Source organism: Shinella daejeonensis (genome assembly GCF_024281235.1).
GTDB lineage: Bacteria > Pseudomonadota > Alphaproteobacteria > Rhizobiales > Rhizobiaceae > Shinella > Shinella daejeonensis.
The window spans coordinates 137,171-152,035 of record NZ_JAHWXY010000008.1 but is presented as its reverse complement, the minus strand read 5'-3'; the positions used below and the strand labels follow the sequence as shown (position 1 = coordinate 152,035).

Below are 14,865 nucleotides of genomic sequence, written 5' to 3'. Positions count from 1 at the left end.
GCCGGTGTGCGGGTCGCCGGGATCGTCAATCCGGCGGACCGGCGCGATATATACCGAGCTTTGCGGCAGGATCAACCGCTTTCTGTCAGATTCTTGAAAGTGTTCCGGACAGGCCGTAAAAGTTTGCAAGAAAGGCCGTAGCTTCCTATCTTCAGGCAAGGAAAGGCCTGCTGCGCAGGAAGGCGCGCGGCGCCGGGGAATGCTCGATGATACGCTTTGTCCTTCGGACCCTCAGTGTCGTCGCTCTGGTGATCGCCGTGATGGCCGGCGTCATCGATGCGATCCAGTCCGTCGCCGCGACGGAGCCGGTGCTGACGCCGCTGGCGGTCGCCTGGAGCACCGTCAGCCCCGGCACGATCGCGCTGGTCGCCGACGGCATCATGCATAATCTGCACCCCCTCGCCTGGGACCCCGCCGCCATCTGGGTCCTGTCGCAACCGGCCTTCGCGGTGATGCTCGCTCTATCGCTCGCCCTGTGGATATGCGCCTACAAGCGCCCGCCGGTGGCCGGGCGCTTCACCGCCTGAATTCAATCCAGCCGCCAAGCGGCAAGGAGGCGTCAAGATGTTCCTGATCGACATGTTCAACAAGAAGACCGCCATGCCCGCGCCGGATACGGCGTTGCCCGGGCGCAGCGAACCGATCCCCACCGCCGCCGACCATTTCGTCAACGGCCGGCCGCTCAAGGGGCCCTATCCCGACGGCATGAAGACCGTGCTCCTCGGCATGGGCTGCTTCTGGGGCGCCGAGCGACGGCTCTGGAACATTCCCGGCGTCTGGGTGACGGCGGCCGGCTATTCGGGCGGCCTTACGCCCAATCCCACCTATCAGGAGACGACCACCGGGCTTACCGGCCATGCCGAGGTCGTGCTCACCGTCTACGATCCCGCTGCCGTATCGCTCGCGACGCTGCTGAAGACATTCTTCGAGGCGCACGATCCGACCCAGGGCATGCGCCAGGGCAACGACATCGGCACGACCTACCGCTCGGCGATCTATGCCGGCGACGCGGCCGATCTGGACGTCGCACACCGCATGCGCGACGGCTTCCAGCAGGCGCTCGCAGAGGCCGGCCACGGCGAGCGCATCACCACCGAGATCGCGCAAGCCGGACCCTTCTATTTCGCGGAGGACATCCACCAGCAGTATCTCGCCAAGAATCCCGGCGGCTATTGCGGCCTGCGCGGCACCGGCGTCTCCTGCGCAATTGCCTGAAAACGCAGGGTTTCCCTTCAAGGCCGCCGCTCCTTGCAACGCCAAGGCAGCGGCTGCCGCCGGCTGCCGGTGGATTTTTACCAGTTGAAAAAAATCCTCGTGAATTTTCCTCCCGGCCATGCAAGGATGCCGCCAGCCGGCCCGAGGGAGAGGCCGGCGGATCCGTGGGCGCGCCGTCCGGCAGCACGCGGGAGGACCCGTCACGATCAATAGCGAACAGGGCTGCACAATGAAAAGAACCCTTCTCACGCTCCTTGCCACGGCCACCATATCGACAGGCGCGCTTGCCGCCGACATCAAGCCGGCCATCATCTACGACCTCGGCGGCAAATTCGACAAATCCTTCAACGAGGCAGCCTATAACGGCGCGGAAAAATTCAAGGCCGAGACCGGCATCGACTATCGCGACTTCGAGATCGCCAATGACGCCCAGCGCGAGCAGGCGCTTCGCCGTTTCGCCAGCGACGGCAACAATCCGATCGTCATGGCGGGCTTCTCCTGGGCCGCCCAGCTCGAGAAGATCGCGTCCGAATATCCGCAGACGCAATTCGCCATCATCGACATGGTCGTCGACAAGCCGAACGTGCGCTCGGTCGTCTTCAAGGAAGGCGAAGGCGGCTGGCTCGCCGGCATCCTGGCGGCGATGGCCTCCAAGACGAAGACCGTCAGCTTCATCGGCGGCATGGATATCCCGCTGATCCACAATTTCGCCTGCGGCTATATCGGCGGAGCCAAGTCGGTCGGGCCGGAGGTCAAGGTCCTCGAAGCCTATACGGGCACGACGCCGGACGCCTGGAACGACCCCGTCAAGGGCGGCGAGATCGCACGTTCACAATTCGACCAGGGGTCGGACGTGGTCTATCATGCCGCCGGCGGCACGGGCGTCGGGGTGCTCCAGGCCGCCGCGGATGCGGGCAAACTCGGCATCGGCGTCGATTCCAACCAGAACGGCCTGCATCCGGGCAAGGTGCTGACCTCGATGCTGAAGCGCGTCGACGTCGCCGTCTACGATGCCTTCATGACCGCCAAGGACGACACGTTCCAGCCGGGTGTCAATGTGCTTGGCCTCAAGGAAGACGGCGTCGGCGTCGCGATGGACGAAAACAATGCGCCGCTCATCACCGAGGAGATGAAGGCGGCCGTCGAAAAGGCCAGGGCCGACATCATCGCCGGCACCGTGAAGGTCCACGACTATATGTCGGACGAGTCCTGCCCCTATTGAAAGCCCGGGCCGGCCCGTCTGCGAGAGCGGACGGGCGGCTTGCCTCCCGGCGGGATCGGGCCTCAATAGTGCGGCGGGCGGGTGATGGCCGGGGCTTCGAGCGCCCCTTCCTCCAGCGTCAGGAAACGTTCCGTCAACCGGTCCAGCCGGGACCGGAGCTGCTCGATCACACGCCATTGCTCGGCAATCTGGTCGGACAGTTCGTCGATCGTATGCGTCTGGTGGGCGATCTGCTCTTCCAGCCGCGCAATACGGGGCTCTTCGGGAAGGTCGGCAGCGGTCATGGCGGTCCTCATCGATCAAGTGCCGGGCCGCCGAAGCTATAACGGCGGATGACACCGCCTGCAATCGGGCTGGACAAGCGATATGGAAGCAACAAGACTGCGCCGGCGGGCCGGATACTGCGCGTCCCCCGGCCCGGACTCCTCGCGAAGCGGATCGTCATGAGCGAACTGGCAATCGAACTGAAGGGCATCGACAAGAGCTTCGGCGTCGTCCACGCCAATCGCACTATCGATCTGAAGGTCCGCAAGGGCACCATCCACGGCATCGTCGGCGAGAACGGCGCGGGCAAGTCGACGCTGATGTCGATCCTCTACGGTTTCTATCAGGCGGACCGGGGCGATATCCTGATCGACGGCCGCAAGCGGGACATCCGCGACCCCAATGCCGCCATCGCCGCCGGCATCGGCATGGTGCACCAGCATTTCATGCTGGTCGAGAATTTCACCGTGCTGGAGAACATCATGCTCGGGGCGGAGGAAAGCCAGTTCCTCAACGCCGGCATCGCCAAAGCGCGGGCGGAGCTGAGACGCCTCGAACGGGATTATGCGCTGGAGGTCGACCCGGACGCGGTGATCGGGGAGCTGCCCGTCGGTCTGCAACAACGCGTCGAAATCCTCAAGGCGCTCTATCGCGGGGCCGATATCCTCATCCTCGACGAGCCTACCGGCGTGCTGACGCCGGCGGAGGCCGATCATCTTTTCCGCATCCTCGAACAGCTCAAGACCGAGGGCAAGACGGTCGTCTTCATCACCCACAAACTGCGCGAGATCATGGCGATCACCGACGAGGTTTCCGTCATGCGGCGCGGCAAGATGGTGGCCACGCGCCGGACCGCCGAAACCTCCGTCGAGGAACTCGCCGAGCTGATGGTGGGGCGTCGCGTCCTTCTGCGCGTCGACAAGAAGGATGCGACACCCGGCGATACGAAGCTTTCCGTCCGCGACCTGACAGTGCGCGACAGCCGGGGCGTCACCATGGTCGACGGCGTCTCCTTCGACATCCGGGCCGGCGAGATCGTCGGCATCGCCGGCGTTGCCGGCAACGGCCAGTCGGAACTCCTGGAGACGATCGCCGGCATGCGCCGCGCCGCTTCGGGAACCGTCACGCTCAGCGGCCGGACCATCGACGTCTGCGGCGCGGCCGATCCGTCGGAACTGCGCCGGCGCGGCCTTGCCCATGTGCCGGAGGACCGCCACCATGCCGGCCTCGTGCTGCAATTTACGGAAAGCGAGAACGCCATCCTCGGCTATCACGGCGATCCGAAATACCGCAGCGGCCTCCTCCTCGATACGCAGGCGATCCGCGCCGAGGCGGAGGCGAAGATCGCCGCCTACGACATCCGCCCGCCCGATCCACGGCTGAAGACCGCCAATTTCTCGGGCGGCAACCAGCAGAAGATCGTGCTGGCGCGCGAAATGGAGCGGGATCCGCAGGTGCTGATCATCGGCCAGCCGACACGCGGCGTCGATGTCGGGGCGATCGAGTTCATTCACAGGCGCATCATCGAAATGCGCGATCAGGGGAAGGCCGTGCTGCTCGTTTCCGTAGAACTCGATGAAATCCGCGCCCTTTCGGACCGCATCCTCGTGATGTTCGCGGGCCGGATCGCCGGCGAACGGACGCCTGCGGCGAGCGAAGGCGAGATCGGCCTGCTGATGGCCGGCGTGGAAGACGGCGGGGAGGCCGCGCAATGAGCGTTCCCCATGCGAAACTGCCCGGCTGGGCGGAATACGGCCTGATCCCCCTCGTCAACCTCGCCGTCGCCTTCCTGATCTCCGGCCTGGTGGTGCTGATCGTCGGCGAGAGCCCGCTGGACGCCGCCTACCACATGGTCAACGGCGCGTTCGGGCGTGGCGAATATATCGGCTTCACCCTCTATTACACGACCACCTTCATCTTCACCGGGCTGGCGGTGGCGGTGGCCTTCCATTGCGGACTGTTCAACATCGGCGGCGAGGGGCAGGCCTATGTCGGCGGCATCGGTGTGGCGGTGGCCTGCCTGGCCCTCGACCGGACGATGCCGTGGTATCTGGTCTTTCCGATCGCCACTGTCGGGGCGGCCTTCTTCGGCGCGTTCTGGGCGTTCATTCCCGGCTGGTTGCAAGCCCGGCGCGGCAGCCATATCGTCATCACGACGATCATGTTCAACTTCATCGCCGCCAGCCTCATGAACTACCTGCTCAACCGGGTGTTCAAGCCGCTTGGCTCGATGTCCCTCGAAACGCGCACCTTCGAGGCGGGCGGACAGCTCCCGCGGCTCGACTGGCTGATGTCGATCTTCGGCCTCGACCTCGGCTCGGCCCCTTTCAACGTCTCCTTCCTGCTCGCCCTGCTGGCCGCCTTCGCGGTGTGGCTGCTGATCAGCCGCACCCGGCTCGGCTACGAGATGCGCACCATGGGCTTCAGCCCCACGGCCGCCCGCTATGCCGGCATCGGCGAGGCGCGCATCATCATCGTCACCATGGCGATTTCCGGCGCGCTCGCCGGCATGACGGCGCTGAACTCGATCATGGGCGAGCAGCACCGCATGCAGCTCGATTTCGTGCAAGGGGCCGGTTTCGTCGGCATCGCGGTGGCGCTGATGGGCCGCTCCCATCCCGCCGGCATCATCCCGGCGGCACTGCTTTTCGGCGTGCTGTATCAGGGCGGGGCGGAGATCGCCTTCGAGATGCCCGCAATCTCACGCGACATGATCGTCATCATCCAGGGCCTCGTGATCCTCTTCGCCGGAGCGCTTGAGCATATGTTCCGCCCGGCCGTCACCCGTCTCGTGCTCGGGCTTTCCCCGCAAGGCCGCGACACCGCCGCAACCAGGGGAGCGTGACCGTCATGGATGTCTTTCAGGTCTTCATCGAGCTTGCGCAATCGACCATCCGCGTCTCGACGCCGCTGATCCTCGCCGCGCTCGCCGGCCTCTTCACCGAGCGCGCCGGCGTTTTCGACATCGGCCTCGAAGGCAAGATGCTGGGAGCCGCCTTCGCCGCCGCCAGCGTTGCCTATATCCTGCAATCGGCGACGATGGGGCTTCTGGCGGGCGTCCTCGTCTCCGTGCTGCTGTCGCTGGTGCACGGCTATGCCTCGATCACCCAGCGCGGCAGCCAGATCGTTTCCGGCGTGGCGATCAACTTCATCGTGGCCGGCTCCACCGTCATCCTCGGCGAGGCATGGTTCCGCCAAGGCGGACGCACACCGGCGCTCTCGGCCGACGGGCGCTTCGGCACGCTTGCCCTGCCCTTTGCCGAGACGCTGCGCGACGTGCCGGTTCTCGGGCCGCTTTATTCCGGCCTGCTTTCCGGCCATTCCCTCCTGACCTATCTCGCCTTCCTGATGGTGCCGGCAAGCTGGTGGGTGCTCTATCGCACCCGCTTCGGACTGCGGCTGCGCGCCGTCGGCGAGAATCCCGGCGCGGTCGACACGGCGGGCATCTCGGTCATCTGGCTGCGCTATCGCGCCGTCATCTGCTGCGGTGTCCTCTGCGGCGTCGCCGGGGCCTATCTGTCGCTCGCCGCCAATGGCGGCTTCACCAAGGGGATGACGGCCGGCAAGGGCTATATCGCGCTTGCAGCGCTGATCTTCGCCAAATGGCGGCCGGCCAACGTTCTCTTCGCCTGCCTGCTGTTCGGTTTCCTCGACGCCTTCGCCATCCGCTACCAGAGCCAGGCCTTTCCGCTCATCGGCAAGGTCCCGGTTCAACTCATGCAGGCGCTGCCCTATATTCTCACCATCATCCTGCTTGCGGGCTTCATCGGCAAGGCTGTTCCGCCGAAAGCCGGCGGCATCGCCTATGTGAAGGAGCGTTGACATGTCTCACGATCTCTTCGAGGCCGCGCGCGGCGCGCTCGCCTTCGCCCATGCGCCCTATTCCGGGTTTCCGGTCGGTGCGGCGATCCGCGCCGAGGACGGCCGGATCTACGCCGGCGCGAATATCGAGAATATCTCCTTTCCGCAGGGCTGGTGCGCCGAGCCGACCGCGATCAGCCAGATGATCATGGGCGGTGCGAAGAGAATCGTCGAAATAGCGGTGATCGCCGAGAAACTGCCGCTCTGCCCGCCCTGCGGCGGCTGCCGCCAGAAGATCGCGGAATTCGCGACGGCCGCAACGCCGGTCTATCTCTGCGACGAGACCGGCGTGAAGAAGACCTTCACCATGGCGGAGCTTCTGCCCTGCGCGTTCCAGACGGAGCTTGCCCGATGAGCGGCGCGGGCGATCTTCTCGCCGCCCGCCTCGGCGGCCTCGTCCCCAGCCATGGCATCGTGCTCGGCTCGGGGCTTGGAGGACTGACGGAGACGGTGCGCGATCCCTTGCGCATCCCCTACGCCGATCTGCCGAACTTTCCCGCCGGCTCCGTTTCCGGCCATGCCGGCGAACTGGTCATCGGGCATCTCGGCTCCACGCCGGTCGCCATGCTTTCCGGCCGCGCCCATTACTATGAACGCGGCGACGCCAACGCCATGCGCGGAGCCCTGGAAGTGCTGAAGGGCCTCGGCGTCACGACACTGATCCTCACCAATGCCGCCGGGTCGCTGCGCGAGGACATGCCGCCCGGTTCCGTGATGCGGATTTCCGACCATATCAATTTCGCCGGCGCCAATCCGCTGATCGGCGTCGAGAGCGACGACCGTTTCGTCGGCATGACCAACGCCTATGACGGGGAACTGGCGGCGCGGATGGACAGGGCGGCGGCAAAGGCCGGCATCCCGCTTGCAAGCGGCGTCTATATGTGGTTCTCCGGCCCGAGCTTCGAGACCCCGGCGGAAATCCGCATGGCGCGCCTGCTCGGCGCGGACGCCGTCGGCATGTCGACCGTTCCGGAAGTGCTGATCGCCCGCTTCCTCGGGCTGAAGGTGGCGGCGGCCTCGGTCATCACTAATTTCGGGGCGGGCATGACCGGCGCGGAACTCAGCCATCGGGACACCCAGGACATGGCCCCGGTCGGCGGAACGCGGCTTGCTGCCATCCTGACCGGAATGATCGCCGGCGATGATCGGGATTAGAGCATTTCCAGCCGAAGCGAGATCGCTTCGGCGTCGGATAATGCGATAAAAACAATATATTAGAGCAATTCTGGTGAAATCCGGCACGGCTCCGGGCTTGCGATCTGCCCCATCACCCGATGCCGCTGCGAAACCGCTGCGGTTGACAAGACCCGAGGAGAACGCCGCGATGCCGCCCATCGATCCCCTTCCGCAGGAGACGATCCGCCGCAAGCGTGACGGACAGACGCTTTCGCCGCCGGAAATCACCCGCTTCATTCGCGGCCTCACAAATGGCGAGGTTTCCGAGGGGCAGGCGGCGGCCTTCGCCATGGCCGTCTGGTTCAAGGGCATGAGCCAGGCGGAAACGGTGGCGCTGACGCTCGCCATGCGCGATTCCGGCGCCATTCTCGATTGGCGCGACCTCGACCGGCCGGTGGTCGACAAGCATTCGACCGGCGGGGTCGGCGACAATGTCTCGCTGGCGCTCGCCCCGGTCGCCGCCGCCTGCGGTCTCGCCGTGCCGATGATCTCCGGCCGCGGCCTCGGCCACACCGGCGGAACGCTGGACAAGCTGGAATCGATAGCCGGCTATACGATTGCCCCGCCGGAAGCCCTGTTTCGCCGGACGGTGCGCGAAACGGGGTGTGCGATCATCGGCCAGACGGCTGATCTGGCCCCGGCCGACCGCCGCCTCTACGCAATCCGCGATGTCACGGCGACCGTCGATTCCCTGCCGCTCATCACCGCATCGATCCTCTCGAAGAAACTTGCCGCCGGCCTTAACGCGCTGGTGCTGGATGTGAAGGTCGGCAATGGCGCCTTCATGACCACGATGACGGAGGCGGAGACGCTGGCCCGGTCGCTGGCCGGCATCGCCGGGGGCGCGGGACTTGCCGCCTCCGCCCTCGTCACCGACATGAACCAGCCGCTCGCCGATGCGGCCGGAAACGCCGTCGAGGTCGCGAGCGCCATCGCCCTGTTGAGGGGCGACGAGACCGGAACCCGGCTTGAGCGGACCGTCATCACCCTTGCCGCCGAAATGATCCTTCTTGCAGGCCTCGAAATGAACAGCGCAGCAGCGGCGGCAAGAGCGCGGGCGGCGCTGGCGAGCGGCGCGGCCGCGGAGGTTTTCGCCCGGATGGTGCACCGGCTCGGCGGGCCGCCCGACCTGCTGGAGCGTCCCGAGGCCCATCTGCCGCGCGCGCCGGCGATCCGAACCGTCCACGCATCGCAATCCGGCTATCTGTCGGCCTGCGACACGAGAGCACTCGGCCTTGCGGTCATCGAGCTGGGGGGTGGACGGACCCGGCCGGACCAGCCGATCGACCATCGTGTCGGCTTCGACCGCCTGCCGCCGCTCGGGACATGGGTCGATAAGGGGACCGAAATCGGGCGCGCCCACGCGGCGAGCGAGGCCATGGCGGATCACGCGGCCGAACGGCTTGCCGCGCTCTACCGGATTTCCGGCGAACCGCCGCCGCCCGTTGCCGGGGTGCTGGCGCATATCACCGCGTGAGGCGCAACCCGTCGTCAACGGCATCGTAGGATTTCAGGCCCTTGAGGAAGCTCATGCCGATCAGCGTATCGCCGAGAACCCGATCCTCGAGCACCATCGCGCCCACCTTTTCGAGCCGGACGGGCCCGATCCCGACATGGTCGAGGCGGATATAGGCGGCGCGCGCCATGCCCTTGTCCGTTTCCACCGCATAGCGGAAGGCAAGCCGCGCGGGATCGATACCGAGACGCACGGCCGTCGAGACGCTGATCCGCACCATGGAGGACGCCGGATCGATCCGCCCCTCCTCAGCGTGGCCGTTGATGGTGAAAAGCCCGCTGACGCGGCCATCCGGCCCGGTGGCGAGGAACACGCTGCCATGGCCGGGGCGTGGCGCCGGTTCGTCCACGGCGAGCGAGGCGGTTTCCACCCGCGCCATGGCCTCACCGGCGAACGGCAGGTCGAGATGGCGTCTGGCGAGACCCGGAACGAAGGGAGCGGCGGCAATGGCGCAACCGGCAAGAAGAATGAAGCTTCGCGCGAACATGGACAGGCCTCCGGAACAATCTGTCCCGAATTAGCACGGCAACCGTCGACGGACGGCGAAGAGACGCCGCCACGCGCCCCTTTCCCACCGGATTCGATCGATCTAGTAAATAAAGGATTAACCTATTTGGTGCCGTACATGCGGTCGCCGGCATCGCCGAGGCCCGGCACGATATAGCCCTTCTCATTCAGCTTGCGGTCGATGGAGGCCGTATAGACCGGCACATCGGGATGGGCCGCGCGGAAATGACGGATACCTTCGGGCGCGGCAAGCAGGCAGAGAAAGCGGATGTTCTTCGCCCCGCGTTTCTTCAGCGTGTCGATGGCGGCGATGGAGGAATTGCCCGTCGCCAGCATCGGGTCGACGACGATGACGAGCCGCTCGCCGATACTGTCGGGGGCCTTGAAGAAATATTCGACGGCCTCAAGCGTATCGTGATCGCGATAGACGCCGATATGGGAGACACGCGCGGAGGGCACCAGTTCCAGCATGCCTTCAAGCAGGCCGTTGCCGGCGCGCAGGATCGAGGCGAAGACCAGCTTCTTGCCTTCGAGGACCGGCGCATCGATCTCTTCCATCGGCGTCTCGATACGCTGGGTCGTCAGTTCCAGATCGCGGGTGACCTCGTAACAGAGCAGCGTGGAGATCTCGCGCAGCAGCCGGCGGAAACTTCCGGTCGACGTCTCCTTCTTGCGCATGATGGTCAGCTTGTGCTGCACGAGCGGGTGATCGATGACTGTGACGCCGTCCATGGGCCAACCTTCCGAAAACACGGGACTGTCTCTTTTTCCATGGACCGACGATCCCCGCAAGAGAAGAGGCGTCGCACAGGCCGCCATCCCCAATTGCGGCAGGCGTCAGAGAAAACTTCGTCCGTGCGGCCCGGGCGGAATGCCGAGGTGGCGGGCGACGCTTTCGCCGATATCGGCGAAGCTTCCGCGTGTTCCGATGGGGCGGGAGCGGATGCCGGGGCCAAAGCTCATGACGGGAACCCGCTCGCGCGTGTGGTCGCTGCCCCGCCAGGTCGGATCGCAGCCGTGGTCGGCGGTAAGGACAACGAGGTCGCCCGGCCTGAGCTTGCGGTCGACCTCCGGCAGACGGCGGTCGAAGGCCTCCAGCGCCGCCGCATAGCCCGCGACATCCCGGCGGTGGCCGTGGAGCATGTCGAAATCGACGAAATTGGTGAAGACCAGATCGCCGTCCTGCGCCTCGTCCATGACCCGCAGCGTCGCATCGAAGAGCGCCCCGTTGCCATTCGCCTTGACGCTGCGTCCGACGCCCTGCCCGGCGAAGATATCGCCGATCTTGCCCACCGCGTGGACGGTGCGGCCCGCCTCCGTCAGCCGGTCGAGCAAGGTCGGCTCGGGCGGCGGCACGCAGTAGTCGCGGCGATTGCCGGTTCGCTCGAAGCTTGCCGGCCTCTCGCCGATGAAGGGGCGGGCGATGACCCGGCCGATCCTCCCCCCCGGCCGCGCGTCGAGCAGCCGCCGCACGGTCGCGCAGACGTCGAACAGCCGGTCGAGCCCGAAGTGGCGCTCGTGGGCGGCGATCTGGAAGACCGAATCGCGCGACGTGTAGCAGATCGGCCGGCCGGTGCGGATATGGTCGATGCCGTGGCGGGCGATGATGTCCGTGCCGGAGGCATGGCAATTGCCGAGGATGCCCGGCACCTCGCCCGCAGCGCAGATCGCTTCCACCAGTTCCGGCTCGAAGGCGTCGCCTTCCGCCGGGAAATAGCCCCAGTCGAACAGGACCGGAGCGCCGGCGATCTCCCAATGGCCGGATGGCGTATCCTTGCCATGCGAGACCTCGGTCGCCGCGCCGTAGAGGCCGAAAACACGCTGCGGCACATCCATGCCGGCGGGAAAGTCGCCGGCGGCGGCGCGGGCGGCGTGCAGCAGGCCGAGCGCGGACATATTGGGCAGATAGAGCGGCCCCTCGCGCAGGCCCGGCCGATCGGCCGCGCCGGCGGCGCAGAACTCCGCGATATGCCCGAGCGTATTGGCGCCGAGATCATCGAAGAGGGCGGCATCCGGGGCACCGCCGATGCCGAAGGAATCGAGAACGAAAAGAAACACCCGCGCCATATTCACCTGCCGTCTGTCCCGGCGCCATACCGCCGAAGCGGCGCACCCGGCCCGAGATGACACTGCCGGCCGGCCCGGTTCAAGCAAAAACCGCGCGGTGCGAAGGTCAGGTGCAGGCGGCGCATTCGACCTTGTCGCCGACGCGCTGGCGGAAATGGCTGGTCTTGCCGAGCGTCAGCGTGTTGAGCGAAGAGGAAAGGCCGGGCATCATCAGGAGCACCGAATGGGGCACGCCGTATTCCGTGCGCACGATGAAGGTATCCTTCGCATCCATGTCTTCCGGCAGCGTGACGGTCGAGCCCTTGCGATAGGGCGTTCCGGCGTTCTGGTCGCGCGACCAGGCGACGGTCGCCCGGCCATCGACGTCGACGATGATGCCGGTGATCTTCAGCGAATAGCCTTCGCGCTGCGGGAAGGGCTGGAGAATGGCAGCCGTCACGGCCTTCATCGAATCGAGTCCCGACGGCGTGGTCGTCTGCGTGCGGGTCAGAAGGTCCGAGACGGTCGCCGAGGCGCGATTGACCTTCTGGTAGACGGTCATCGCGACGGAAATCTCGAAAGCCCCGATATAGGCCATGATGAGAAGCGGAATGACAATCGCGAATTCGATCGCGCCGACGCCGCGGCGATCGCGAAGAAGCCGGCGCAGCCGTGCGAGAGCGGGAAAGCGGAAGCGCAGGGCGGCCATCACGGATAATCCTCGTTCTGAACAACGGCCGTCGCCACCATCAGATAGGTCGGCCGGGCACCGGAAGCCGGACGGATATTGGTGATATAGGGGCGCACCAGATCGGTCAGGATTTCCCAGCGATAATAGGCCCGCACGATATTGATGCTCTTCTTGCCGCCCGGCGCGAAGCGGAACGCCGTGGTGTCGAGATCGCCGCCGACCAGCGGCAGGGCGGGCGGAATATCGGAGAATTTATCGAAGCTGCGCACGTCGAGATAAAGCTTCGTCGGCGTCTCCAGCTCGGTCTGCGAGCAGGGCAGCATGATGGCGATCTCGTCGCAGAACAGCTTGCGGAACGCCGCTTCCGTCTTCACGTCGCTCGGCTTGTCCTGATTGAAGGTGATCTCGCCGGTGCGGATGCGACGGGCGATCGAATCGGTCGCCGCCGTCAGCAACTGCTCGCCAGTGAAGGCGACGAAGGTCTCGATCGCTGCGAAGAGAACGAGGAAGAAGGGAAGGCAGAGAATGGCGAACTCGATCGCCGTCGCGCCGTCTTTCCGGCGAAGGAACCGGCGGAACAGGCCCCGCCCCGGCGCGCTGCTTTGCTTGTCAACCCGATCCGGCGTCATCGCGATCCACCCCAATGGCTTTCCCGCAAGCCTATGCGGCGGACCCTTTACATTTCGTTTGTGATTTATCCGGCATTCGCCGGAAATCCCGTTTCCGGACGGGGAAGCCGCCGGATCAGCCGCCGGATGGCGGGCGCGCGGCGTGAACCTCGCAATTGGGCGTACAGGAGAGAACCGAGCGGCTGGTCTGGCGGAACACCCGCACCGTATTGCCCTCGTCGATCGACACCAGGATACGCTCGTCGACGATGGCGTTGCCGTCCGCATCGAGAAGCACAAGGTTCGTCGTGCCGAAATTGCGGCCCGTGAGAACGATGGTCCGGGAGTCGGCCACCGTCGCGTCGGCGACGTCGGCATTGCCGATGATGACCTTGCTGACGGGCCGGTCGAGCTTGAGCACGCGCGCGTGATCCATATAGACCCGCATCATCGGCTCCTGCGCGGCGGCTGCGGCGGCGGTCAGCACCGCGACCGCTGCGATCGCCGCGCCCTTTGCGACGCCCTTTGCCGAAACCCTGTCCTGTGCCATTCGCATCCACCCCGGCGATAAATCAGGCCCCAGCATCGCCGCTATTGGTGAACGAAGCCTTAAGCGGGAAATTACAATCCAAGCCTGTTTTCACGTAGAAACACCCCACCCGGAGAGGATGCCCCGTAAACAATCCATATAAATCAGAGACTTATCAGAATTTAAAGCAATGATTCATCATAGAATCCACCAACGCTTCTTAGGATCGTATTAACCGGTTTTCTTAAGTGGATGGCAATCCACTGCCGCTAAGGTTGCAGTCATCCGAACAACAGAACGTTGGCGGACGTGCTGAACCCAATATCGTGGAGCCAGGAGAACACCATGACCAACATCTTCGCTCGTCTCATGAAGGACGAATCCGGCGCGACCGCCATCGAATATGGCCTGATCGCAGCTCTCATTTCCGTCGCCCTGATCGCCGGCGCGACGACCCTCGGCTCTTCTCTGAATGAAGTGTTCGATGGTCTCAGCACCGAAATGGGTAAGGCTAAGACGGCCATGGGCGAATAAGCCCACAAAAATACCCGATTGGAAGCCGCCTCTCTTGTTGAGGCGGCTTTCTGCTTTCATAGCAGTTCAAGCCATCAATGAAAGGAAGCCGCATGACCCAAGCCATCATCTTCGTGGTCTTTCCGCTCTGCCTTGCGGTCGCGGCCTTTTCCGATCTCTTCACCATGACGATTCCCAACCGGGTTTCGGCCGTACTGCTGGCCGCCTTTATCCTCGTCGCGCCGCTGGCCGGCCTCGGGCTTGCCGATATCGCCCAGCACCTTGCCGCCGGGCTCGCAGTCTTCGCGGTCTGTTTCGCGCTCTTCGCCCTCAACATCATGGGCGGCGGCGACGCCAAGCTGCTGACGGCGAGCGCCGTATGGTTCGGGATGAGCCTTTCGCTCGTCGAATATCTCGTTTTCGTCTCCTTCTTCGGCGGCGTGCTGGTGATCGCCATCCTGTCGCTGCGCGCCCATACCAATAGCATCCTTGCCACCGGCCTGCCGGTTCCCGGCCATCTGCTGGCGGGCAAGAAAGTGCCCTATGGCATCGCCATCGGCGCCGCCGCCTTTCTCGCCTATCCTTCCTCCCCGCTGATGATCGCCGCACTTGGCGGCGCGGGCTGACGCCACTTATCCTCCTCTTTCGTCCGACCAGGCCGGCCTCGCAAGAGCGCCGGCTTTTTGCCGTCACGCCGTTAAGGCTGCGTTCACCATG

At 65.2% G+C, this 14,865-nt stretch carries 18 protein-coding genes; 11 read left to right on the top strand and 7 right to left on the bottom strand.

Annotation, left to right across the window (positions count from 1 at the left end; all coding sequences use genetic code 11):
- Nucleotides 1–209: 209 nt before the first annotated feature.
- The 3 genes from KYK29_RS17485 to KYK29_RS17475 all read left to right on the top strand — a co-directional run bounded on the left by KYK29_RS17485 (nucleotide 210) and on the right by KYK29_RS17475 (nucleotide 2,437).
- Nucleotides 210–527 (top strand): hypothetical protein, encoded by a 318-nt coding sequence (locus KYK29_RS17485; RefSeq protein ID WP_254692196.1) that lies wholly within the window; start codon nucleotides 210–212, stop codon nucleotides 525–527.
- Nucleotides 528–564: 37 nt separating this feature from the next.
- The gene (msrA, locus tag KYK29_RS17480) at nucleotides 565–1,215 is read left to right on the top strand and encodes a peptide-methionine (S)-S-oxide reductase MsrA (protein ID WP_254692178.1); all 651 of its coding nucleotides are present in this window, start codon (nucleotides 565–567) and stop codon (nucleotides 1,213–1,215) included.
- A gap of 229 nt (nucleotides 1,216–1,444) precedes the next feature.
- Nucleotides 1,445–2,437 (top strand): BMP family lipoprotein, encoded by a 993-nt coding sequence (locus tag KYK29_RS17475; protein WP_254692177.1) that lies wholly within the window; start codon nucleotides 1,445–1,447, stop codon nucleotides 2,435–2,437.
- Nucleotides 2,438–2,499: 62 nt separating this feature from the next.
- Here the strand turns inward: KYK29_RS17475 and KYK29_RS17470 are convergent, their stop codons facing one another.
- Nucleotides 2,500–2,721, bottom strand: coding sequence for a SlyX family protein (locus tag KYK29_RS17470; protein WP_254692176.1), 222 nt, complete (start codon nucleotides 2,719–2,721; stop codon nucleotides 2,500–2,502).
- A gap of 159 nt (nucleotides 2,722–2,880) precedes the next feature.
- Between KYK29_RS17470 and KYK29_RS17465 the strand changes: the two genes are divergently transcribed.
- The 6 genes from KYK29_RS17465 (at nucleotide 2,881) to deoA (ending at nucleotide 9,215) form a co-directional block, all read left to right on the top strand.
- Nucleotides 2,881–4,416 (top strand): ABC transporter ATP-binding protein, encoded by a 1,536-nt coding sequence (locus KYK29_RS17465; protein ID WP_254692175.1) that lies wholly within the window; start codon nucleotides 2,881–2,883, stop codon nucleotides 4,414–4,416.
- Nucleotides 4,413–5,546 carry an ABC transporter permease gene (locus tag KYK29_RS17460; protein ID WP_254692174.1) on the top strand — a complete coding sequence of 378 codons (1,134 nt, stop codon included), beginning with the start codon at nucleotides 4,413–4,415 and terminating at the stop codon, nucleotides 5,544–5,546. The genes KYK29_RS17465 and KYK29_RS17460 overlap by 4 nt, the downstream gene beginning before the upstream one ends.
- A 5-nt stretch (nucleotides 5,547–5,551) precedes the next feature.
- The gene (locus tag KYK29_RS17455) at nucleotides 5,552–6,523 is read left to right on the top strand and encodes an ABC transporter permease (RefSeq protein WP_254692173.1); all 972 of its coding nucleotides are present in this window, start codon (nucleotides 5,552–5,554) and stop codon (nucleotides 6,521–6,523) included.
- A gap of 1 nt (nucleotide 6,524) precedes the next feature.
- Nucleotides 6,525–6,917 carry a cytidine deaminase gene (locus tag KYK29_RS17450; protein ID WP_254692172.1) on the top strand — a complete coding sequence of 131 codons (393 nt, stop codon included), beginning with the start codon at nucleotides 6,525–6,527 and terminating at the stop codon, nucleotides 6,915–6,917.
- Nucleotides 6,914–7,717, top strand: a complete 804-nt coding sequence (locus KYK29_RS17445; protein ID WP_254692171.1) for a purine-nucleoside phosphorylase — start codon at nucleotides 6,914–6,916, stop codon at nucleotides 7,715–7,717. The genes KYK29_RS17450 and KYK29_RS17445 overlap by 4 nt, the downstream gene beginning before the upstream one ends.
- Nucleotides 7,718–7,895: 178 nt before the next feature.
- The gene (gene deoA, locus KYK29_RS17440; protein WP_254692195.1) at nucleotides 7,896–9,215 is read left to right on the top strand and encodes a thymidine phosphorylase; all 1,320 of its coding nucleotides are present in this window, start codon (nucleotides 7,896–7,898) and stop codon (nucleotides 9,213–9,215) included.
- Here deoA and KYK29_RS17435 read toward each other — a convergent pair.
- From KYK29_RS17435 to KYK29_RS17410, 6 genes are all read right to left on the bottom strand, one after another.
- A complete protein-coding gene (locus tag KYK29_RS17435; RefSeq protein ID WP_254692170.1) occupies nucleotides 9,205–9,741 on the bottom strand; it encodes a TIGR02281 family clan AA aspartic protease in 537 nt (178 codons plus the stop codon). The genes deoA and KYK29_RS17435 overlap by 11 nt on opposite strands.
- 122 nt (nucleotides 9,742–9,863) lie before the next feature.
- Entirely contained in the window at nucleotides 9,864–10,493 is a 630-nt protein-coding gene (gene upp, locus KYK29_RS17430; protein WP_254692169.1) for a uracil phosphoribosyltransferase, read from the bottom strand.
- A 105-nt stretch (nucleotides 10,494–10,598) separates the two neighbouring features.
- A complete protein-coding gene (locus KYK29_RS17425) occupies nucleotides 10,599–11,828 on the bottom strand; it encodes a phosphopentomutase (protein ID WP_254692168.1) in 1,230 nt (409 codons plus the stop codon).
- A 106-nt stretch (nucleotides 11,829–11,934) separates the two neighbouring features.
- Nucleotides 11,935–12,516, bottom strand: a complete 582-nt coding sequence (locus KYK29_RS17420; protein WP_254692167.1) for a TadE/TadG family type IV pilus assembly protein — start codon at nucleotides 12,514–12,516, stop codon at nucleotides 11,935–11,937.
- Nucleotides 12,516–13,127 (bottom strand): TadE/TadG family type IV pilus assembly protein, encoded by a 612-nt coding sequence (locus KYK29_RS17415; RefSeq protein WP_254692194.1) that lies wholly within the window; start codon nucleotides 13,125–13,127, stop codon nucleotides 12,516–12,518. The genes KYK29_RS17420 and KYK29_RS17415 overlap by 1 nt, the downstream gene beginning before the upstream one ends.
- 115 nt (nucleotides 13,128–13,242) lie before the next feature.
- On the bottom strand, nucleotides 13,243–13,656 hold the full coding sequence (locus tag KYK29_RS17410; RefSeq protein ID WP_254692166.1) for a pilus assembly protein N-terminal domain-containing protein: 414 nt from the start codon (nucleotides 13,654–13,656) through the stop codon (nucleotides 13,243–13,245).
- 324 nt (nucleotides 13,657–13,980) lie between these two features.
- Between KYK29_RS17410 and KYK29_RS17405 the strand changes: the two genes are divergently transcribed.
- Nucleotides 13,981–14,169: a Flp family type IVb pilin gene (locus tag KYK29_RS17405; protein WP_254692165.1), complete on the top strand. Its 189-nt coding sequence runs from the start codon at nucleotides 13,981–13,983 to the stop codon at nucleotides 14,167–14,169.
- A gap of 92 nt (nucleotides 14,170–14,261) precedes the next feature.
- Nucleotides 14,262–14,774, top strand: coding sequence for an A24 family peptidase (locus tag KYK29_RS17400; RefSeq protein WP_254692164.1), 513 nt, complete (start codon nucleotides 14,262–14,264; stop codon nucleotides 14,772–14,774).
- Nucleotides 14,775–14,865 lie beyond the last annotated feature (91 nt).